The sequence below is a fragment of the Streptomyces adustus genome, assembly GCF_009377175.1.
Classification (GTDB): Bacteria; Actinomycetota; Actinomycetes; order Streptomycetales; family Streptomycetaceae; genus Streptomyces; species Streptomyces adustus.
The window spans coordinates 1-21,876 of record NZ_VJZD01000163.1 but is presented as its reverse complement, the minus strand read 5'-3'; the positions used below and the strand labels follow the sequence as shown (position 1 = coordinate 21,876).

The following is a 21,876-nucleotide window of genomic DNA, read 5'->3' as shown; positions in this document are numbered from 1 at the left end:
GTCGGGGTGGGGGTGCCGAAGCAAGCGTTCGGACGAGGATGTGACACGGCCGACACATGTCCCCAAATGACAAGTCACCTGTCTCCCTCGGTCAAGCGTTCACGTCCTGTCGGCCCTACCTTTGCACCACCGCGACGACGCGGTCGGCCTCCGGAGGTACCGCGCCAACTCCCCTGTGGTGCGCGTTCCTCCGGACCGGACGACCGTATCCGGGCAGCCGTGTCCGTCGTCCGCGGTGACTCCGTACCGATCCGCACGCCCTGTGCCGACCCGCTCACTCCGCGCGGGAACGCACAGGGCGTGCGATCACAGATCAGACGAAGGAGACGGACCGTGCATTTCCACGACGACTCACTGCTCCCTGAGAACCAGGAGAAGCTGGTCATTCAGGTAGCCCCCTACGGGCCGGAGTGGCTGCCCGGTGACGCCGACGACCTTCCCCTCACGATGGACGAGCACGTGCAGGCGGCCGTCGACTGCTACAACGCCGGCGCCACGGTGCTGCACATCCACGTGCGGGAGCTCGACGGCAAGGGCTCCAAGCGCCTGTCCATGTTCAACGAGCTGATCGGCCGGCTGCGCGAGGCGGTGCCGGACATGGTGCTCCAGATCGGCGGCTCCATCTCCTTCGCCCCCGAGGGCGAGGGGTCGGACGCCAACTGGCTGTCCTACGACACCCGCCACATGCTGGCCGAGCTGGACCCGAAGCCGGACCAGGTCACCATCGCGATCAACACCAGCCAGATGAACATCGTCGAGATCATGACCGACGACGACCTGGAGGGCACCTCGATCGCGAAGCCCGACTACTACCGCGCCTACCGCGACATGTACCTGGAGGCCGGCCCGGAGTTCTACCTGGAACACCTGAAGCGCCTCCAAGAGAAGGGCATCCAGGCCCACTTCCAGCTCGCGACCCTGGCCCAGCTGGAGACCGTCGAGCGCCTGATCCGCAAGGGCGTCTACACCGGCCCGCTGACCCTCAACTACGTGGCCATCGGCGGCGGTTTCGCCGGCCGTCACCCCGCGGACCTGATCGAGTTCATCCGCCGCGTCCCGGACGGCGCCACACTCACCATCGAGTCGTCGATGCGCGCGGTCGCCCCGATGAACGCCGTCGGTATCGCGCTCGGCGCGCACGTCCGCGTCGGCAACGAGGACAACCTGTGGGGAAAGAAGGGCGAGCGGATGTCCTCCGTCGCCCAGGTCGAGCAGATGGTGAAGATCTCCGAGGCGCTGGGCCGCGACATCGCCACCGGCGCCGAGGCCAAGAAGATCTACCACATCGGCGAGTACTACGACAGCGCCGACGAGACCCTGGCCAGGCTGGGCATGGTGCCGAACCGTCGCCCCGGCCAGCGCGGCTTCATGCTCCGCGACGTCTGATCGTCCCGCCGGTCACGCACACCTGACGTGGCACCGCGCCGCTCCGTGTGCCACGTCCCCCGGGCCGCCGGGGCACACCCCCCGCCCCGGCGGCCCTTCCCCCAACCCCTCTGATTTACGGAGCTCGACCGTGGCACATGCCGTTCGCTTCAAGGAGACCGGAGGTCCCGACGTCCTGCGCTGGGAGGAGGTCGTCGTCGGCGACCCCGGCCCGGGTGAGGTACGGATCCGGCACGAGGCCGTCGGTCTCAACTTCGCCGACACCTACTTCCGCACCGGCCTCTACCCGGCCCCGCTGCCCGCCGGAATGGGCGTCGAGGGCGCGGGCGTGATCGAGGCCGTGGGCGACGGAGTCACGGACTTCGCGGAGGGCGACCGGGTGACGTACACCGGAAGCCCGCTCGGCGCGTACAGCACGGAACGGGTCATGCCCGCCGACTCCCTGATCAAGCTGCCGGACGAGATCGGCTTCGAGACGGCCGCGGCGATGACCATGCGCGGTCTCACCTCCTCCTATCTGCTGCGCAGGATCTACCCGTTGAAGGCGGGCGACACGATCCTGCTCACCGCGGCGGCGGGCGGCGTGGGCCTCATCGTCTGCCAGTGGGCCAAGCTGCTGGGGCTCACCGTGATCGGTACGGTCTCCACCGAGGAGAAGGCCGAACTGGCCCGCGCCCACGGCTGCGACCACGTCATCCACTACCGCAGCGAGAGCGTTCCCGAGCGGGTGCGCGAACTGACCGACGGCGCGGGCGTGCCGGTCGTCTTCGACAGCGTCGGCGAGTCGACGTTCGCCGGTTCCCTCGCCTCGCTGCGGCGGCGCGGCCTCCTGGTCTGCTTCGGCACCGCCTCCGGCCCGGTCCCGCCGATCAACGCCATGCAACTGGCCGTCAACGGTTCGCTGTTCGTGACCCGGCCGGCCCTCGCCGACTACATCGCCGACCCCGCGGAGCGCGCCGAACTGGCCGGTGAGCTCTTCGGCCACGTCGCCGCCGGACGCATCAGCATCGAGGTGGGCCAGCGCTACGCGCTCCAGGACGCCGCCCAGGCGCACCGCGACCTGGAGTCGGGGAAGACCACGGGATCGTCCGTCTTCGTCCTCTGACCACGGCCCGCGCTCCCACAACACGCCCTTCTGCATGCGCGTATGACGTCGCGTCATGCCCGCATGCCCTTCCCCCGACGACCACGGACGTCGGGCCTCCGGCCTCGAACGGATCACGTGTCTCACGACCCTCTCCAGGAGGAAGCACCATGGAAAAGACTCTTACTCCGGTCCAGGACACACCCGCGCCGGTGCGCTCCTACAGCCGCGGCTCGATCCAGGTCGAACCGCTGACCTGCGCCATCGGCGCCGAGCTCTCCGGCGTGAACCTCGGTGACGCCGCACGTGACGACGACCTGTTCGCCGAGATCAAGTCCCTGCTCCTGAAGCACAAGGTGCTCTTCCTGCGCGACCAGGACATCACCCGCGCAGAGCATGTCGCGTTCGCCGAGCGCTTCGGCGCGCTGGAGGACCACCCGGTGGCGGGCAGCGACCCGGAGCACCCGGGCCTGGTCCGGATCTACAAGGACCTCGACAGTCCGGCCGAGCACTACGAGAACGCCCTGCACACCGACGGGACCTGGCGTGAGGCCCCCGCCATGGGTGCGGTGCTGCGCTGTATCGAGTCGCCGCCGGTCGGCGGCGACACCATCTGGATCAACATGGCCGAGGCCTTCCGCCGGCTGCCGGAGCACATCAAGACGCAGATCAAGGGCCTGCGCGCCCGGCACAGCATCGAGGCCAGCTTCGGCGCCGTCATGCCCGAGGAGCAGCGGCACGCGCTCAAGGCGCGCTTCCCCGACGCGGAGCACCCGGTGGTGCGCACCCACCCCGAGACCGGTGAGCAGATCCTCTTCGTCAACAGCTTCACCACCCACTTCGTCAACTTCCACACGCCCGAGAACGTGCGCTTCGGGCAGGACTACGCCCCGGGGGCGAGCCACCTGCTGAACTACCTGCTCAGCCAGGCGGCGGTCCCCGAGTACCAGGTGCGCTGGCGCTGGACGCCGAACAGCGTGGCGATCTGGGACAACCGCTCCACCCAGCACTACGCCGTCCAGGACTACTGGCCCGCCGTCCGCAAGATGGAGCGCGCCGGAATCGTGGGCGACAGACCGTTCTGATCCGACTCCCCTTCAAAGAAGTGCGTGAGGTGATGACAATGGGGCTCCAGACCACTGCGGTCGCCGTTCCCGGAACGAGTTCGTCCTCGTCCGGGTGGCCGGTCTCCCGAGGCTATGCCTGGATCGTTTTCGCCCTGAGTTTCGGGCTGTTGCTGTCCGACTACATGTCGCGGCAGGTACTGAACGCCGTCTTCCCGATGCTGAAGGACGACTGGCTGCTCTCCGACGCCCGACTGGGCTCGCTCAGCGGTGTCGTGGCGCTGATGGTCGGCCTGCTCACCTTCCCGCTCTCGCTGGTGGCGGACCGCTGGGGCCGGGTCAGGAGTCTGCTGTTCGCCGCTGTGACGTGGAGCCTGGCGACCCTGGGCTGCGCGTTGGCGGCGAACTACGGCCAGATGTTCACCGCCCGGCTCATCGTCGGTGTCGGTGAGGCCGCCTACGGCAGCGTCGGGATCGCCGTGGTCCTGAGCGTCTTCCCGATCGCGATGAGGGCCACCCTCTCCGGGGCATTCATCGCGGGCGGCGCCTTCGGCTCGGTCCTGGGCGTGTCGATCGGCGGTGCGGTGGCCGACCAGTTCGGCTGGCGCTGGGCCTTCGGCGCCATGGGCCTCTTCGGACTGCTGCTGGCCGCCGTCTACGGGATCGTGGTCACGGAGAAGCGACTGCGTCCCCGGGCGGACACGGACGCGGACACGGACACGGACACCGCCGAGACCGCCGACGCCGCCGAGGACACGGAGGCCGCCCCGCCCGCGCGACTCCGCGCCCTGCTGCCACGGCTGTTCTCCTCCGTCTCGGTGATCAGCGCGTACGTCGGCAGCGGACTCCAGCTGTTCACGGCGGGCAGCCTCATCTCCTGGCTGCCCAGCTACTTCAACCGCTACTACGACCTGCCCACCGCGAAGGCCGGCGCCGCTGCCGGGGTCTTCATCCTGCTCATCGGCGTAGGGATGGTTCTCGGCGGAATCGCGTCGGACCGGATCAGCAGGACCGCGCCGATCCGGAAGTGGGGCGTGGCCATCGGTTGCAGCCTCGGCTCCCTGGTCCTGCTGCTGGCCGCCTTCCATCTGCCCACCGGACCGCTCCAGCTCGCCCTGCTGGCCGCGGGGGCACTGCTGACGGCCGGCTCGGCCGGGCCGGCCGCCGCCATGGTCGCCAATCTGACCCCGGTGGCGATCTCCGCGACCGCGTTCGCCACCCTCACCCTGGCCAACAGTCTGCTCGGTCTGGCCCCCGGACCCTCGGTCACCGGCGCGCTCGCGGACCGGATGGGTCTGCTCGGGGCACTGCGGATCGTCCCGTTCGTCGCCCTCGCCGCCACCGTCGCCTTCCTGATCGGCCGCCGCTGGTACGACCGCGACCTGCTGCGGATCACCGGGATCGCCCCGGTCGCCGAACCGAAGGAACTCGCGGTCACGGAGGCCGAGGAAGCGGAGGTGTCCTCATGAGCGGACCCGCACAGGCAACCGTCGTGATCGTCCCCGGTCTCCGCGACCACGTCGAGGAGCACTGGCAGACCCTGCTCGCCGCCCGGCTCGCCGAAGCCGGCCGGACGGTGGTCACCGTGCCGCCGCTGACCGAGGACCGGCTCGGCCGCGAGGCCCAGGTCGCCGCCCTGGACAAGGTGGTGGCACAGCTCGACGGACCCGTCGTCCTGGTCGCCCACAGCGCCGGTGTGATCACCACCGTGCACTGGTCCCAGCGGCACGGGGCCGACGTACAGGGTGCGCTGCTGGTCACCCCGCCCGACTTCGAGACCCCGCTGCCGGAGGGCTATCCCACCCCGGAGGTACTGGCCGAGAACGGCTGGACACCGGTTCCCCGTTCGGCGCTGCCCTTCCCCAGCGTCGTCGCGGCCAGCTCCGACGACCCGCTGGGCTCCCTGGAGCGCGTCCGCGAACTGGCCGCGGACTGGGGCGGCCGGCTCGTGGAACTCGGCGCGGTCGGCCACCTCAACCCCGCCTCCGGTCACGGGCCCTGGCCCCGGTCGGAGGAACTCCTAAGCGAACTCGAACACGGCTGACACCCAGCCCGACGTACAGCCCCCGGAAAGGCGACGATGAACACCGACGACACCGATCTGCTGTGGTCCCCAGGTCCCCGCGAGACACAGGACTCCAACGTCGCGTGCTTCATGCGGTGGCTCGGCACCACCCGGGGGCTGCACTTCGCGGACTACGCCGAGCTGTGGCGGTGGAGCGCCACGGACCTGCCCGGCTTCTGGTCCGCCGTGTGGGAGTACTACGGCCTGGACGCCGTCAGCGGCTACGACGCCGTACTCGCGGACGCGTCCATGCCGGGCGCCGACTGGTTCCCCGGGGCCCGGCTGAACTTCGCCGAACGGTGCTTCGCCCACGCCTGCGACACCCGTCCGGCGCTGGTCGCCGTCACCGAGGACGCCGAACCCGTGGACATCTCCTGGGAGGAGCTGCGCGGACAGGTGGCGGACGTCGCCGCGGCACTGCGCCGGATGGGCGTGGCGCCCGGCGACCGCGTGGCAGGCTATCTGCCCAATATCGCGCAGAGCGTGGTCGCCCTGCTGGCCACGGCCTCGGTCGGCGCGGTCTGGACGGCGTGCTCCCCGGACTTCGGCACTCCCAGCGTGCTCGCCCGGCTGAGCCAGGCCCGGCCCGTCGTCCTGGTGGCGGCGGACGGCTACCGCTACGGCGGCAAGGAGTACGACAGGCGGGCGGCGATCGCCGAACTCGTGGACGGACTGCCCACCGTCCGCCACGTCCTCGCTGTCGACCGGCTCGGCACCGCGCCGGAGACCCCGTGGTCGCGGCGGCCCGACGTCGAGGTGCACGTCTGGTCCGAACTGCCCGCCGTCGAAGGTCCGCTGGAATTCGCCGACGTGCCCTTCGACCACCCGCTGTGGATCCTGTGGTCGTCCGGGACCACCGGGGTGCCCAAGGGAATCGTGCAGGGGCACGGCGGCATCGTCGTGGAGCTGCTCAAGGCCCTCGGTCTCGGCGCCGATCTGCGGGCCGAGGACCGCTATCTGTTCGTCACGTCCACGAGCTGGATGGTCTGGAACTTCCTGGTCGGCGGACTGCTGCACGGCAGCACGATCGTCCTGTACGACGGTAGCCCCACCTTCCCCGACGTCGCCGGCGCCTGGCGGGTGGCCGAGCGGACCGGCGCGACGATGGTCGGCGTGGGCGCGGCCTATCTCGCCGCCGTGGAGAAGTCGGGCACCGACCTCGCGGCCGGGCTCGATCTCGGCGCGCTGCGCTCCGTCATGCAGACCGGTTCCTCGCTGCCCGCCAGTACCTGGCGCTGGGTCCACGAGCGGCTCGCGCCGGACGTGTGGCTCCAGTCCATCTGCGGCGGGACCGACATCTGCTCGGTCCTCGCGGGCGGTTCCCCGCTGCTGCCCGTACGCGTGGGCCGCATCCAGTGCCCCTCGCTCGGTGTCGCGCTCGACGCCTGGGACCCCGCCGGGCGGCCGCTCACCGGCGAGCAGGGCGAGCTCGTGGTGACCGCGCCGCTGCCGTCGATGCCTCTGTACTTCGTGGACGACCCGGACGGGGCCCGCTACCGGGCCAGCTACTTCGACACGTACCCGGGTGTCTGGCGGCACGGCGACTGGGTCACCGTCCACCCCGACCTGTCGGTCGTCGTGTCCGGGCGCTCGGACTCCACGCTCAACCGCATGGGCGTCCGCATGGGCTCCGCCGACATCTACGACGTCGTGGAGCAGCTCCCCGAGGTCGCCGACAGCCTGGTCGTCGGCGTGGAGCGCCCGGACGGCGGCTACTTCATGCCCCTGTTCGTGGTGGCCGCCGAGGGCACCGCCGTGGACGACGGGCTGCGCGAGCGGATCGCCGGTGCCGTCAGGCGCCGGCTGTCGCCCCGTCATGTGCCCGACGTCATCGTGCCGATCGCGGCGGTGCCGCGCACCCTGACCGGGAAGAAGCTGGAGGTGCCGGTCAAGCGCATCCTCCAGGGCGCCTCCGTCGGTGACGTCAGCAGCGCGGGCGCCGTCACCCATCCCGAGACCCTGGCCTGGTTCGCGGAGTACGCACGGCGGTCGATGCCGGCCGAGTGACCGCCGAACCCGGTGCGCAAAGCCCCCGCCCGCCCTCGTGATCGACGAGGGCGGGCGGGGGCTTTACGGGCACCGGGCGCCCGGGGGTGCGGGCGCGCCGGTGGCGTACCCGGTGCGTCAGAGGGCTCCGACGCCGTACTGGAGCGTCAGGCTGGTGACGGACACGACCACCCACAGGCAGGCGCCCAGCAGCAGGGGGCGCGGGCCGGTACGGCGCAGGGCGGCGACATCGGTGGACAGGCCGACCGCGCAGAGCGCGACGGTGATCAGGAGGACGGAGAGCTCCTTGAGGCCGGGCTGGACACCGGCCGGGACGAGTCCGGCGCTGTTGGCCGCCGCGGCCAGCAGGAAGACCACCAGGAACCACGGCACCAGCCGGAACGCGCTCACCCGGGGCGAGTCGGCGGCCGCGTCGGCGGCGCGGGCGCGCCGCCGGGCCCAGAGCGCCAGGCCCAGACAGATCGGGATGATCATCAGAGTGCGGGTGAGCTTGACGACGACCGCGTCGTCGATGGCCGAGGGACCGTAGGCGGTGGCGACGGCGACCACGGACGACATGTCGTTGACCGCCGTGCCGGCGAAGAGGCCGAAGGCGTGCGGGTCCATCCCGAGCAGATGGCCGAGCACGGGGAAGACGAGCACCGCGGCGATGTTGAACAGGAAGATCGTCGAGATGGCGTAGGCGACTTCGGCGCTCGCGGCGCCGATGACCGGGGTGACCGCGGCGATCGCCGACGCCCCGCAGATCCCGGTGCCCGCGCCGACGAGCGTGCGCAGGTTGCTCTCGACACCGAGCCGGCGGCCCAGGAAGTGGGCGGCGGTCAGACAGGCGCCCAGCGAACCCAGCATGATCGGCAGTGAGCCGCCGCCCACGTGGAGCACCTGCGTGAGCGACAGCTGGGCGCCGAGCAGGGCGACTCCGGCCTGGAGCACCGGCTTGTTGGCGCCGGTGATGCCCCGGCGCAGACGCGGACCCGGCTTGCGTACGGCGGCGACGAGCACGCCGAGGACCACGGCCGTCACCGGGCCGCCGAGCACCGGGAGCAGTCTGCCGACCGCCGTGGCCAGTGCGGCGAGTGCCAGGGTGAGGGCGAGTCCGGGCAGTCGGGACCCGGGCCCCTCGCCGTGGGCCTGCTGCGTCCCGGCGGTGCCGGTGGGGGTCTCGGTGGACGGGAGTTCCGTGGCGGACGGGGTCGCCGTGGTGGACGGGGGCTCCTGGACAAGTGCTTTCTTCACGGTGTCGACTCTCGTCCGTCTCCCGCACCCCTTGTAGGCCCCGGTTCGCGACAAGGCCATAGGGCTGCCCTATGGCCGGTGACAGCGTGCTGCCCCGGTCGCCGTCGGGGGGACCGGGGCAGTCGGCCGGAACCGTCAGGGACGGTCGGTCGGAGCAGTCAGGGGTGGCCGGAACCGTCAGGAGCGTCGGGGACGGTCAGGAGCCCGAAGGCCGACGGCCGGGTCGGCGGCAGGCGAGGGCGAGCAGTTGCGACGCCTGCGCCGGCAGTGACCGTCCGCGCGGCCAGACCGCCTGGAGCACCCTGTCCAGGCGCAGTTCGGCCTCGGTGGGCACCGACACGAGCCGTCCCTCCGCCAGGTCGTCCTGCACGGCCATGGCCGACAGCACCGCGGGTCCCACTCCGCTCGCCGCGGCGCTGCGCAGCGGGGCGATGGCCCCGAGTTCCAGCAGCGGGGTGGCGACGCCGCCGTACGGCTCCAGCGCCGTCTCCAGCGTCTCCCGCGTTCCGGAGCCGGGTTCGCGCAACACCAGTGCGGTGGCGGCCAGTTCGCCGCCCGGGACGGGGTCGCTGCGGTGCGCCCAGGGGTGGTCCGGGGTCACCACCACCAGCAGCCGGTCGCGTCCGACCACGGTGGACCGCAGGTCCCGCGGGATGCACGGGCCCTCGACGAAGCCGACGTCCAGCGTGTCGTGCCGCAGCCCCTCGATCACCTTGCGGCTGTTCGACACCTCCAGTCCCACGTGGAGGTGCGGCGCCGACTCCCGCAGCGCCAACAGCCAGCCGGGCACGAGGTGTTCGGCCACCGTCAGGCTGGCCCCCACCCGCAGCCGGCCCTCCTGGCGCGATCTGAGCGCCGCCGTGCCCTCGACGAAGGCGGCCGCGCTCTCCAGCACGCCCCGGGCCCAGTCCGTGACCACCAGGCCGGCCGGGGTGAGCCGGGAGCCCCTGGTGGTCCGTAGCAGCAGCTTCACTCCCAGGCGCCGCTCCAGCGTCATCATCCGCGCGCTGGCGGACGGCTGGCTGATCGCGAACCGGGCCGCCGCCTGGCTGAGGCTGCCGGTCTCCGCCACGGCGACGAGCAGTTCCAGGGCATGCAGATCCGGCAGGTCACTCGGCACCGCGGACAGCTCCTTCGGGGACGGTCTCAGTCCGTGGCGGACTGGTCGACGACGATCTCGCGCTTGAGGATCTTGCCGGTGGCGCCCTTGGGCAGGGCGTCCGTGAAGGTCACGATCCGCGGGTACTTGTAGGCGGCCACCCGCTCCTTGACGAAGTCGCGCAGGGCGTCCGCGGAGGTGTCCGCCCCGTCCTGACGCAGGGTCACGACGGCCGCGATCTCCTCCCCGTGGACCTGGTGCGGCACGCCGACCACGGCGGCCTCGGCGACGGCCGGGTGCTCGTAGAGGACCTCCTCGATCTCGCGCGGGTAGACGTTGTAGCCGCCGCGGATGATGAGGTCCTTCTTGCGGTCGACGATGAAGTAGTAGCCGTCCTCGTCGACGCGGGCGAGGTCGCCGCTGTGGAACCATCCCCCGCGCACGGCGTCCTCGGTCGCCTCGGGGCGGTTCCAGTAACCCTTCATCACGTTCTCGCCGCGGATGGCGATCTCGCCGACCTCACCGGGAGCGACCGTGCTGCCGTCGTCGGCGACGAGCCTGACCTCGACCCCGCGGATGGGCAGGCCGATCGAGCCGGCCTTGCGCGGCCGGTCCGGGGGGTTGAACACGGCGACCGGCGAGGTCTCGGAGAGGCCGTAGCCCTCCAGCACGGTCACGTCGAAGTCCCGTTCGAAGCCGTGCAGGACCTCGACGGGCAGCGAGGCGCCGCCGGAGATCGCCACCCGCAGCGGCGAGAGGTCGTGGCCCGCGGGGACGCCGGTCTGCAACAGGGCCGTGTACATGGTGGGCACGCCGAGGAACACGGTGACCCGGTCCCGGTGCATGATCTCCAGCGCCCTGGCGGGCTCGAAGCGCGGCAGCAGGGTCAGGGTCGCGCCCGCGCTGACGGCCGCGTTGAGGGCGCACGTCTGCCCGAACGCGTGGAACAGCGGAAGTCCCCCGAACAGGACGTCGTCCGGGCGGATCCGGATCAGCGTCTCCCGCGTGGTGACCGCGTTGCTGAGCAGGTTGCGGTGGGTCAGCTCGGCGCCCTTCGGGGTGCCCGTGGTGCCGGAGGTGTAAAGGATCACGGCGGTGTCGTCCGCCGCCCGCTCCACCACCTCGGCCATCGGCTCGGCCGCCCGCAGCAGGCCGTCGAACACCTCCGCGTCCGTCACCAGGCACTCCGCCCCGACCTCGGTGGCGGCCTTCGCCACCTCCTCGGCGAACAGGGGGTGGACGAGCACCGCGCGGGCCCCGGAGTCGCGCAGGGTGAAGGCCGCCTCGCGCGCCTTCAGCAGCGGGTTCATCGGTACGACGGCGGCTCCGGCCCGCAGGATGCCGTAGTACACGACCGGGAAGAGACTCACGTTGGGCATCACCAGGGCGACGCGATCGCCCGGTCGGACCCCCCTGTCCCGCAGCAGCGAGGCGAGCCGGGCGCTCGCGTCGTCCAACTGGGCGTAGGTGAGGGTGGTGTCGTCCTGACGGACGGCGATCCGGTCACCGCCGGTCCGGGCGGACTCCACCAAGACTGCCGCGAGGTTGTTCATGCGTCTTCCGTTCGGTCGGGTCGGGTGGTCGTCAGGGACGGCCGTGGGCACCGGTCGGCGGCCACGGGGCCGGCACCGGTCCGGCAGGCCCCGGGGGTCAGGATCACGTCGCGGGGGCTGATCCCGCCACGGGCGGAGCCGTCCTCGGCGCCGCGCGCCTCTCCCCAGAAGCCCGGCGGCAGGTCGCGGCCCCGGTGCGCGGTCAGCCACAGCCGCAGCACATGGCGCTTCGCCGCGGGCTCGGCGAAGTCCTCGTACGCCGTACGGGCGTGCAGCACCGCGTGGTTGTTGACCAGCAGCAGGTCGCCCGCCCCGAAGCCGACGTCCAGCCGGAACTCCGGCGCCGCGGTCACCTCGTCGACCAGGTCGAACAGCTCCAGGTCGGCCGGTTCCAGACGGGGGACGTCGGCGAAGCGCTGCGCCGATTCCAGGTAGCAGCGGTTGTAGCGGGTGCTGAGCTTTCCGTCGTACCAGGCGGCGAGCGGCACGGCGTCGTACGGGAGTTCGCCGGGAGCCTGCTCCTCCCTGCGGTCCAGGAAGTGCGTGCGGTACAGGCGCTCGACCAGGTCGGGACGGCGGGCCAGGACGGCGTCGTGGACGGCCGCGGAGCTGACCAGGCGGGTGTGCCCGCCGGAGCGGCCCGCCCGCAGGCACAGCAGTGCGAGGAGATCGGACCCGTCGGTGTGGAAGGGCAGTTCCGCTCGTGTCTGGTAGCCGCGCGTCGCGGGGTCGGCCAGGGTCCGGCCGGTGTCCCGGGCGTGCCCGAGCATATGGCCGGCGGCGTTCTGCGACACCGGGATCCCCAGGTGCTGTCCCAGTCCCCAGAACACCGTGCTCGCCACCGGCAGGCTGTACCGCTCGACCGGGAGCCCTCTGACCAGGACGAATCCACGGCCGTTCTCCAGCTCGTCGGCGATCCTCGCCAGTTGGCCGGCCAGCGTGGGCAGCGGGAAGTCCGCGGCCGCGACCTTCAGCAGCGGCACGCCCCGCTCGTGGACCGCCCGCGCGGCGCTCTCCAACTCGTCGACCTGTGCCGGGGACAGCCGCAGGACCCACTCCTCGGAGCCCGCGAGGTCCGCGGCCCGCCACACGGCCGCTCCCGTGCAGGGCCGTCGCAGCACGTCGCGCACGTTCTTCATCGGGGGCTCCCACCGGGTGTGTCCGCCGAGCGGGCGCCGGGGTGGCTGCCGATCGGCCGGAGACCGTGAACCGCGGGCACGTCTCTCCTCGTCTCTACGCGCTTTCTACGCGCTTTCTACGCGGGGAATCCCATGGATTTCAGCGCGACCAGGTCCGCCAAGGCCCTCGGTCGTCATTCTCCAGGGATTCGCCATCGCATTTTCAAGGCTGCTCGGATCTTGCTTTCAGGGCTGGTCAACGGCCGAACGATTTGCCATGGTGTTCTCCGTCGGATTTCCGATCGACGGGGTACCGAATTGCGGACGGCGAACCCCCTCGCGGGTGGTGCAACGTTAGGTCACCGTGTGACGCCACGCTTGACTTGACGGGACATCTGACTTATCAGTTAGGGACAGAGCCCTGGAGTGCGCCCATGAAGCCCCTCGTCCGCAACGCGACCCTGAGCGGCTACGTCGAGCTCAGTCAGTCGCTCGGCATCGACCCGCGGGGATTGATGCGGCAGGCGGGCCTCGACCCGGCCGGACTGGCGGTCCAGGACCGGTGGATCTCCGGCGCGGCCGTGATCCTGCTGCTCGAACTCTCGGCGACGGCAGCCCGCCGCGAGGACTTCGGCCTGCTGCTCGCCGAGCGGCGCCGCTTCTCCAACCTCGGCCCGATCAGCCTCGTCATCCGCGAGGAGCCCGACGTCCGCAGTGCGGTCGAGCTGCTGGTCCGGCACGAGTACATGTACAACGAGATGCTGCACAACCGGCTGTCCGAGTCGAGCGGCCTGGCCACCCTCAAGGTCGGTCTGGAGGTCGGCGAGGCGATGGCGACCCGGCAGGCCACCGAGCTGGCCGTGGGCGCCTTCCACCAGGTGCTGCGCAACTTCCTCGGCACCCGCTGGCAGGCCCTGTCCGTGTGCTTCACGCACTCCGCCCCGGCGGACCTCGGGACACACCGGCGCATTTTCGGCACCACCGTGGAATTCAACCGCGAATTCAACGGAATCATCTTCTACGGCAACGACCTGAACGTCCCCAACCCCATGTCGGACCCGTTGCTGCGGACCTATGCCCGCCAGTATTTCGAGTCGATCGCGGTGTCGAGGGACACGACCGTGCTGGACCGCGTGCGCGATCTGATCGAGGTCCTGCTGCCGACCGGGCGCTGCTCCATCGAGCAGGTCGCGTGCAGTCTCGGGGTCGACCGACGCACGGTGCACCGGCATCTGGCGGCGTCGGGTGAGACGTTCTCCTCCCTGCTCAACGCCACGCGCGCGCAGCTCGCGGAGCATCTGGTGGCGAACCCGCGCCGCTCGCTGACGGAGATCTCCGGGCTGCTGGGGTTCTCCGCGCCCAGCGCCTTCTCGCGCTGGTTCCGCGAGCGGTTCGGGTGCAGCGCGCGGGACTGGCGCGCCCAGCGGACCGGGCCACGCGGACTCGGCGAGGGGCCGCCGCTGTCCGCCGCCCGCCGCGGCCCCCACCTCTGACCGGCGCGCACCGTCGAGCAGGGGCGCACCAACGGCGGTCACGCACCCCGGCCGGACGCGGGCCTCGCGCCCCCGAGCCCCCGGGACTGGCGCCCCACGTCCCACGCGCCCCGCGCGCCCCGCGCGATCAGTTCAGCGCGCCCTCGCGCGCGGCTTCAGCGGCACCGACGGCAGCTCCGGGGCGGGCAGGGGCGCGCCGTCGTAGCCCGCCACCTCGCCGAAGCGGGGACCGCCGAGCTCCTTCATCCAGTCCGCCCGCGCCCGCGCGATGTCCTCGTGGCTGCGCCCGACGAAGTTCCACCACATGACGATCTCCTCCTCGAACGGGGTTCCGCCGAGCAGGACCGTCCGGGCCGGTTCGTCCGAGTCGTTGCCGAGGGTCAGCGTGTCGGTCCCGGTGGGCACGTAGCCCAGTTCCGCGGGACGCAGCGAGGTGCCCGCCACCCGGACGTGCCCGTGGTCGACGAGGACGCCGTGCTCGAAGCCCGGGTCCACGGCGAGGGTGAGCGTGGCGCGGGGTTCGAGGACGACCTCGGCGCCGAGCAGCGGCGTGAAGGTCCGTACCGGTGAGGCGGCCCCGGCGAGGGCGCCGAGGAAGACGCTGATCCGCGCCCCGTCGACCAGCACCGGCTCGGGTGCGAAGTGCTGGAAGTCCCGCCCGGTGTCGCGGTGCTCGTCGGGCAGGGCCACCCACAGCTGGACGCCGTGCAGGACCTCGGTGTCCGGGGTGGAGACCTCGGTGTGGCTGATGCCGTGCCCGCCGGTCATGAGGTTCAGCTCGCCGGGCCGTACGAACGCGTGACTGCCGAGGCTGTCGCGGTGTTCGATCTCCCCGCCGAACAGCCAGCTGACCGTCTGGAGGCCGGTGTGCGGGTGCGGGGCGACGTCCATGCCGCCTGTGCGGGCGACGTCGTCGGGGCCGTAGTGGTCGGCGAAGCACCAGGCCCCGATCAGGGACCGGCCGCGCTGCGGCAGGGTGCGCCGTACGGTCATCGACCGCGGGCCGCCCAGCGGTACGTCCCGCGGGGTGAGCACCTCGACGCGCCCCGACCCGGCTCCACCCGTCGGGTGGTCCGCTCCGCTCGTCCCGTCCGTCGCGTCCAGCCGGTTCATGCCGTCCTCCCGTTGCACCTGTTCACCCCGCAGCGTCCGCCCCGGTCGTGATAGTTTCATATTCAACCATAATTGTCCCGATCATAGGACGATGGCCGCACCACGGCACCACACGTACACGACGCAGCGCGGGCGCCGACGACGCCCCTGAAGGAGTGCAGGTTGAGCAGCCCCACAGCAAGCCCCGAGCCGAGCCTCGTGCACGGGTCCCCGGCCCCGCGGATCTACCTCGACAAGCAGAGCCCCAAGGCCTACCACGCCCTGGTGCAGACCTCGGAGGCGGTGCGCGCGACGGCCGCCGACGCGGGGCTCGACCGCGTTCTGGTGGAGCTGGTCAACCTCCGGGTGTCGCAGATCAACGGCTGCGCGTTCTGCCTCGACGTGCACACCAGGGCCGCCCTGCGCGCCGGCGAGACGACTCGGCGCCTGGGCGTGCTGGCCGCCTGGCGGGAGACCGGGCTGTTCACCCCCGCCGAGCGGGCGGCCCTCGCGCTGGCGGAGGCGACCACGAGCGCCGCCGACACCGCCGCCCAGGACTCCGCCTACGCCGCCGCCCGGGAGGTGCTCACCGACGACCAGATCTCCGCGGTGATCTGGGTCGCGATCACCATCAACGCCTTCAACCGGGTCTCGATCCTGAGCCGGCACCCCGTACGGGCCGATCACTGAGCCCTGCGGTCCGGTGGATGTCCCGGGAGCGGGCGGGAGGCCGCGGAGCTGGGCACTGTCACGGACGGTGACCGGCCGCGGGGTGAGCCGTCGCCGGTGTCCACGCTCCCGAATGCGGCGCGTTCGATCGCCCTGCACGCTGGTAGCACGGACGACCCGGGGACACGGCGGACCGCAGGAGGTTCCGGTGGCGCACGGCGATGAGAACCCGCAGCTGGACGAGCGGGACGTTTCCATGCTGGACGCCCTCTTCACCCAGTCGCCCGTAGGGCTCCACCTGCTCGACACCGACCTGCGGGTGGTGCGGATCAACACCTCCACGCCCTCCATGCGGGGCGTCGCGATGGAGAGCATGGTCGGCCGGCCGTTCCGGTCCGCGTACGACATCGTCGTGGACGACGACATGGAAGACGCCATCCAGGAGGTGCTGGACACCGGGGTCGCCGTGCGCCAGCGGGTCGTGCGGGCCCGGTTCAAGCGGGACCCGTCCCAGGAGGGGCACTTCGAGGTGTCCGTGCTGCGCCTGGAGAACCCGGACGGGAAGGTGCTCGGCGTGGCCGTCACCTCCGTGGACGTCACCGAACGGGAGCGGGCGCGCGGCCGGGCCCGGGTGCTGGACGCCGTCCGCAGGACCGTGGGACGGACCCTGGACTCGGCCGTGTCCTGCGAGGAACTCGTCAATGTGGTGGTGCCCGCGTTCGCCGACGTGGCGATCGTGGAGGTGGTGGACGCGGTGATCCGCGGCGACGAGCCGCCGCTGGCCCCGCTGCCCGCGAACACCCCGCTGCTGCGTGCCGCGTACCGTAGCGTCGCCGAGGGAACGCCCATCGCCCACCCGGTGGGCGATGTGCACCGACTGCCGGGTCCCACTCCATTCACCCGGTGCCTGGCCGACCTTCGCGCCCGGGTGGTCTCGCTGCGCCCCGACGCCCCCTGGCTGGCCTTCGACCCCCCGCGCGCCGAGGCCATCCTCTCCGCGAAGGCCCACACCCTCCTCGCGGCTCCCCTGACCCTGCGCGACAACGTGCTCGGACTCATCAGCCTGTACCGCGCCGGGGACTCGCCACCCTTCGACGAGGGCGACCGCAGGCTCGCGGTCGAGCTGGCCGCCCACACGACGCTGTGCATCGACAACGCGCGCCGCTTCGCCCGGGAGCACACCGTGGCCGCCACGGTCCAGCGCCATCTGCTGCCCCGCAGCCCGGAGAGCCAGACCTCGCTGGAGACCGCGTACCTGTCCGTCACCGGCGCCGATCCCGGCGCCTGGTACGACACCATCGCGCTGTCCAGCGCCCGCACCGCGCTCGTCGTCGGCAGCGTCTCCGGGAAGGGTCTCAACGCGGCGGCCACCATGGGCCAGCTGCGCACGGTCGTGCGCTCGCTGTCCACGTTCGACCTCTCCCCCGACGAACTGCTGGCCCGGCTGTACGACACGGCCGCGCACCTGGCGACCGAACGGGCGAACCTGCCGCTGGGCGATCCCATGCGCCGCGAGCCCCTCACCGCCGACTGCGTCTACGCGGTCCACGACCCGCTGACCGGCACCTGCACGATGGCCGGCGCGGGCCGCCTGGCACCGGTCCTCGTCGAACCCGACGGCACCGTCAGCATCCCCGACACCCCGGCCGGCCCCGCCCTGGGCTCCGAGGCGGACTCGCCGTTCGCCGCCGGGGAGTTCGCGGTGCCGGACGGCAGCGTCCTGGTGTTCACCAGCGATCCGCTGCTGACCTCGTACCTCGCGGAGTCCTCACGTCCGCTGCGGCAGTCGCCGGACTACCGCGACCGGCCGCTCCAGGACCTCTGCGACGACATCGTGTACGCGCTGCCGGCCGGGATGGGGGCGGGGGACGCCGCGGTGATCGTCGCGCGGGTCCGCTCCTTCCCGCCCGAGCAGGTCGCCACCTGGGAGTTCGAGTCGGACCCGGCCACGGTGGCACTGGCCCGGCGGAACACCCGCACACAGCTCGCCCGGTGGCAGATCGACCAGGACACGGCGTTCAACACCGAACTCATCGTCAGCGAACTGGTCACCAACGCGATCCGGTACGGCAGCCCGCCGATCGAGGTCCGCCTGGTCAGCGACCGCAGTCTGACGTGCGAGGTGCGCGACTCCGGCTCGGCCGCGCCCCATCTGCGCCACGCCCGGACGGTCGACGAGGGCGGCCGGGGTCTGTTCATCGCCTCGCAGCTGGCCCAGGCCTGGGGCACCCGTTACACGACCGAGGGCAAGACGATCTGGACGGAACAGTCCTTCCCCTCCCTCAAGCGCCGGAGCTGACCGGCAGCGCCGGTGCCGGGGGACCGCAGGCGCGGCCTCCGCCGCCCCGCCCGCGATCCCTCGGCACCGGCCCGCCGGCCCTGACCGTGCGCACCCGACCGGCACCCTCACTTGCGCCGGGCGTGACCGTCCTGTCCCGACTCCGGCTCCGGCCCCGCCGCGACCGGTACGTCCACCACGTCCACGTCGGCGGCCCGGACGTAGGCGAGCCGGTGGCCCAACTGGATCTCGTAGTACTGCTCGCCGCCCTTGACCACCGGGCTCGGCGACTCGACGAAGTTCGACCGGTCGACGTAGGAGCCGCCCAGCCGGGACTGGGTCACATACCGCTGGCCCGCGAGAATGCTGTAGGGCAGCGGCGACTGGGTCGGCTCCTGCATCCCCTCGGGGTAGGCCCCCGTCTCCGGCAGGGCGCGCCCGAACACCTGGACCTCGCTCAGGCCCTCCTTCGGCGTCACCATTTGGCCGCCCGCGCCGACGGCCGTCGGGTGGTTCCTCGGGTTCCAGAACCACCCCTCGTGTCCCTGGAACCAGATCGCCGTCCAATCGCCGTCGCGATCGGCGACCGCGAAGGTCTGCCCGGCGGAGACCCGCGACCCCAGGTCGTTGACGTCCTGCGTGGAGGCCGCGCCGTCCGGGTGCCGGCCCGGGTCCTGGAGCAGCGGCGCGCTCTCGGACGGCTCGGTGTACAGCCGTACGGCGCTGGATCCGTGCGGCGCGCACGGCGAGTGGTCGTGGTCGCCGCCACAGCCGGTGAACAGCGGCTCGTGGGTGGCGAAGTCGGGCAGGATCGTCACCATGCCGCTCTGCTCGCCGCCGGTGGCCCGCAGGGGTGCGCCGAGCAGGTCGAAGTAGTGCCGCCAGTCCCAGAAGGGACCGGGGTCGTCGTGCATGCTGGGGATGCTGCCGCCGGTCGGGGCGGGCACGTTGTCGTGGCCGAAGATGTGCTGCCGGTCGAGCGGGATGCCGTACTTCTTCGCAAGGTAGCGCACCAGGCGGGCCGACGACCGGTACATCTGCTCCGAGTACCAGGTGTTGGGCTGGGTCAGGAAACCCTCGTGCTCGATACCGATCGAACGGGCGTTGACCAGCTGGTTCCCGGAGTGCCAGGCCGTGTCCTTGGTCCTGATGTGCTGGGTGACATGACCGTCCTTGGAGCGGATCGAGTAGTGCCAGGACGCCTCCGTCGGATCCTGCACGGTCTGGAACATGCTCGACAGACTGGCCTCGGTGTCGTGGATGACGATGTACTCGATCTTCTCGTCACGGGGCCGGTCGGCCAGGTCGTGGTTGCCGTACCCGCCGTCGTACTGGACGTACGGCGCGCTCAGCCACGAACAGTCCAGCTCCGGGGGGCACTCGACCTCCTTCGGCCGCGGGGGTTTCGCCGGCCGGTGGGGGCGCACACCGGGCGAGGCGGGGAGGGTGACGCGCTGGCCCGTGTCGGTGGTGCGGTGCGCGCCCTTGCGGATCACCGCGAACACGTCATCGGCGTACGTCGCCGCCGAGACCTTGTCGTCGGTGCCCGGGAAGCGGGCCACCGCCTCCCACCAGTCGTCGGTGTCCGCGGTGAGCGATTTGCCGAGTTGTCGTTGTGTCGCCGCCAGGAGCGCCGCTCCGGCCCTTACATTGGCTGCGGTGTCGGTACGCAGCTTCTCCGCCGGGACACCGGTCAGCCGGGCGGCCCGGCGCAGGTCCCCGGGCGGCGCGGAGGCGTCCTGCGCGGGGGTCGAGGCCGCTGTGCCCGGCGGCCCGGCCGCCGCCGTGCCGGGCGGGCTGTCGGCCGGGCGCGGTGTTCCGGTGTCCGTCAGGTGCATCGGTCCGTAGCCGCCGACGACGCTCGGCACGCCGGGATGGGAGTCCCAGCGCGACTGGAGATAGGCCACGCCCATCAGCACGTTGCGCGGCACGTGGAACTCGTCCGCGGCTTCGCCGAATTCGATCTGGAGGCGGTGGTCGTCCGGGCCGTGCGCCAGTCGGCCGGTCAGCAGCGGCACCATGAGCGCCGCCGAGGCGGCCGTCGCCGTCACGCAGATCAGCAGGCGACGCCTGCGCGGCGCGCCGAGGACACGGGGTGCGGCAGGTCTTCTCATCATGCAAGGACTCCAACCAATCTCGTCGCAACCAGGACACCGGAGTTGTCCTCCACGCCACCCCTCGTACGCTTCCGTGTCCGGCGTGCCACGTCGCGCCAACCGTCACCGACGTGGACCAGCACCCCGGCACAGGCCACCCGGTCGGCGGCAGAACCGACGGCGTGGCGCTCACTCCTGAACCCGGTTCACATGCCAGTCGGGGTGTCCCGGCATGGGCGGGGTGTGCGCCCCGTACAGCCACGGCGTCAGAAAGGGCTTCAGGTCGCGGCCCGCGACCGCGGAGGCGAGTGCGACGAAGTCCTGTGTCCCGGCGGCCCTGCCTCGGTACGTCTTCACCCAGGACCGCTCGATCCGGCCGAAGGTGTCCTCGCCGACCTCCTCCCGCAGGGCGTAGAGCACCAGCGCCGAACCGTCGTAGCGGATCTGCCGGAAGAGGGACGGCTCGGTGGGTTCGGCGGGTGCGCCGTCGTCGTGGCGCCACTGGTCGTGCTGCTCGTACGCCGTCCGCATCACCTCCTCCAGGTCGGCGCCGCCGTGCGTGTCGGCGTAGAGGCGTTCGTAGTAGCGGGCGTGTCCCTCGCTCAGCCACAGGTCGGACCAGCGCCGGATCGCGACGCTGTCGCCGGTCCAGTGGTGGGTCAGTTCGTGCACGAGGTTGCGTTCGGCGTCGACCCGGCCGCCCGTCAGGTCGGCCCGCGGCAGCACGGCCAGCGACTGCGACTCCAACGCCACCGGCAGGTCGGTGTCCCCGACCAGGACGCCGTAGCGGCCGAACGGGTAAGGGCCGAGGTGCTGCTCCAGCCAGGCCAGGTGCTCGGGGGTGAGTGAGCGGTAGGCCTCGGTGTCGGCGACCAGGTCCCGGGGGACCGCGTCCCGCAGGGGCAGACCGCGCGGGCCGGTGCGGTCGACGAAGGTGAACTTCCCGATCGCCATCTGGACCAGCTGGGCGGCGACCGGCTGCTCGGAGTCGTACGTCCACCGGATCCGTCCGTCGGGCCTGCGGACGCGCTCGACGAGCCGGCCGTTGGCCACCGCGGTCAGCTCCGGCGGGGTGGTGATGTGGAAGGTGATGGGCGCCCGCAGGCTCGGGTGGTCGTCCGCCGGAAAGATCATCTTGGCGCCGTCGGGCTGCGCGTAGAGCACGGTGCCGTCGGGGGTGGGCACCCAGCCGTAGCGCGTGATGGCGTCCGAGCGGCGCCGCTGGAGGGTGGGATCGGCGGTGTAGGCGACCCGGACGGTGAACGCGCGGCCCCGCGGGATCGGCCGGGCCGGGGTGACGACGAGTTCGTCGCCGTCGCGCACCGCGCCGACGGGTACGCCGTCGACGGTGACGGTGTGCAGCGTGTTGCCGGCGAAGTCCAGGTCGAAGCGGGACAGGGCCTGCGTGGCGGTGGCGCTGACGGTGGCGGCGGCCTCGAACGGGGTCAGCGGCGCCCGCCAGTCGAAGTCGAGCGTGTAACGGCGCACCGTGTAGCCGCCGTTGCCGTCGAGCGGCATCAGCGGGTCGCCGATGCCCGCGGCACCGGGGGACGGAGTCTCGGCCGTCCGGACGCCGGGCGACGACGCCACGGAGGGACCGGGGCTGCCGGGGTGGCGGTGGGCTCCGGACGGGGCG

Annotated in this window: 16 protein-coding genes; 9 read left to right on the top strand and 7 right to left on the bottom strand. The window is 71.9% G+C overall.

The genetic code is table 11. From position 1 onward, the window contains the following. The first annotated feature begins 333 nt into the window (after nucleotides 1-333). The 6 genes from FNH09_RS31085 to FNH09_RS31060 all read left to right on the top strand — a co-directional run bounded on the left by FNH09_RS31085 (nucleotide 334) and on the right by FNH09_RS31060 (nucleotide 7,606). A complete protein-coding gene (locus FNH09_RS31085; RefSeq protein WP_162469352.1) occupies nucleotides 334-1,386 on the top strand; it encodes a 3-keto-5-aminohexanoate cleavage protein in 1,053 nt (350 codons plus the stop codon). A 130-nt stretch (nucleotides 1,387-1,516) separates the two neighbouring features. Further along, a complete protein-coding gene (locus tag FNH09_RS31080) occupies nucleotides 1,517-2,491 on the top strand; it encodes an NADPH:quinone reductase (RefSeq protein ID WP_162469351.1) in 975 nt (324 codons plus the stop codon). Nucleotides 2,492-2,640: 149 nt separating this feature from the next. Further along, a complete protein-coding gene (locus FNH09_RS31075) occupies nucleotides 2,641-3,555 on the top strand; it encodes a TauD/TfdA dioxygenase family protein (RefSeq protein WP_152893235.1) in 915 nt (304 codons plus the stop codon). Between the two features lie 38 nt (nucleotides 3,556-3,593). Next, entirely contained in the window at nucleotides 3,594-5,003 is a 1,410-nt protein-coding gene (locus FNH09_RS31070) for an MFS transporter (protein WP_152893234.1), read from the top strand. Beyond that, nucleotides 5,000-5,578: an RBBP9/YdeN family alpha/beta hydrolase gene (locus FNH09_RS31065; RefSeq protein WP_152893233.1), complete on the top strand. Its 579-nt coding sequence runs from the start codon at nucleotides 5,000-5,002 to the stop codon at nucleotides 5,576-5,578. The genes FNH09_RS31070 and FNH09_RS31065 overlap by 4 nt, the downstream gene beginning before the upstream one ends. 36 nt (nucleotides 5,579-5,614) lie before the next feature. Then, nucleotides 5,615-7,606 carry an acetoacetate--CoA ligase gene (locus FNH09_RS31060; protein WP_152893232.1) on the top strand — a complete coding sequence of 664 codons (1,992 nt, stop codon included), beginning with the start codon at nucleotides 5,615-5,617 and terminating at the stop codon, nucleotides 7,604-7,606. Nucleotides 7,607-7,723: 117 nt separating this feature from the next. On the opposite strand, the gene FNH09_RS31055 is transcribed toward FNH09_RS31060, so the two are convergent. The 4 genes from FNH09_RS31055 to FNH09_RS31040 form a co-directional block, all read right to left on the bottom strand. Next, the gene (locus FNH09_RS31055) at nucleotides 7,724-8,842 is read right to left on the bottom strand and encodes a YeiH family protein (RefSeq protein ID WP_338017732.1); all 1,119 of its coding nucleotides are present in this window, start codon (nucleotides 8,840-8,842) and stop codon (nucleotides 7,724-7,726) included. A gap of 196 nt (nucleotides 8,843-9,038) precedes the next feature. Then, entirely contained in the window at nucleotides 9,039-9,962 is a 924-nt protein-coding gene (locus FNH09_RS31050) for a LysR substrate-binding domain-containing protein (protein ID WP_162469350.1), read from the bottom strand. 26 nt (nucleotides 9,963-9,988) lie between these two features. After that, entirely contained in the window at nucleotides 9,989-11,494 is a 1,506-nt protein-coding gene (locus FNH09_RS31045; RefSeq protein ID WP_152893230.1) for a long-chain-fatty-acid--CoA ligase, read from the bottom strand. Beyond that, nucleotides 11,491-12,633 (bottom strand): TauD/TfdA family dioxygenase, encoded by a 1,143-nt coding sequence (locus FNH09_RS31040; RefSeq protein ID WP_152893229.1) that lies wholly within the window; start codon nucleotides 12,631-12,633, stop codon nucleotides 11,491-11,493. Before FNH09_RS31040 ends, FNH09_RS31045 begins: the two co-directional genes overlap by 4 nt. 413 nt (nucleotides 12,634-13,046) lie before the next feature. On the opposite strand from FNH09_RS31040, the gene FNH09_RS31035 reads away from it, so the two are divergent. Further along, the gene (locus tag FNH09_RS31035; protein WP_152893228.1) at nucleotides 13,047-14,105 is read left to right on the top strand and encodes an AraC family transcriptional regulator; all 1,059 of its coding nucleotides are present in this window, start codon (nucleotides 13,047-13,049) and stop codon (nucleotides 14,103-14,105) included. A 132-nt stretch (nucleotides 14,106-14,237) separates the two neighbouring features. On the opposite strand, the gene FNH09_RS31030 is transcribed toward FNH09_RS31035, so the two are convergent. Continuing rightward, complete coding sequence (locus tag FNH09_RS31030; protein ID WP_152893227.1) at nucleotides 14,238-15,218, bottom strand: pirin family protein; 981 nt, start codon at nucleotides 15,216-15,218, stop codon at nucleotides 14,238-14,240. Between the two features lie 162 nt (nucleotides 15,219-15,380). Here FNH09_RS31030 and FNH09_RS31025 point away from each other — a divergent pair, with 162 nt between their 5' ends. Further along, entirely contained in the window at nucleotides 15,381-15,887 is a 507-nt protein-coding gene (locus FNH09_RS31025; protein ID WP_152893226.1) for a carboxymuconolactone decarboxylase family protein, read from the top strand. 187 nt (nucleotides 15,888-16,074) lie between these two features. Next, entirely contained in the window at nucleotides 16,075-18,165 is a 2,091-nt protein-coding gene (locus tag FNH09_RS31020) for a SpoIIE family protein phosphatase (protein ID WP_338017731.1), read from the top strand. Between the two features lie 107 nt (nucleotides 18,166-18,272). Here FNH09_RS31020 and FNH09_RS31015 read toward each other — a convergent pair whose 3' ends face one another. After that, nucleotides 18,273-20,258 carry an N-acetylmuramoyl-L-alanine amidase gene (locus FNH09_RS31015; RefSeq protein WP_152893238.1) on the bottom strand — a complete coding sequence of 662 codons (1,986 nt, stop codon included), beginning with the start codon at nucleotides 20,256-20,258 and terminating at the stop codon, nucleotides 18,273-18,275. 171 nt (nucleotides 20,259-20,429) lie between these two features. After that, nucleotides 20,430-21,876 (bottom strand): M1 family metallopeptidase (locus FNH09_RS31010; protein ID WP_238427209.1); only part of this gene is annotated, 1,447 nt, incomplete at its 5' end.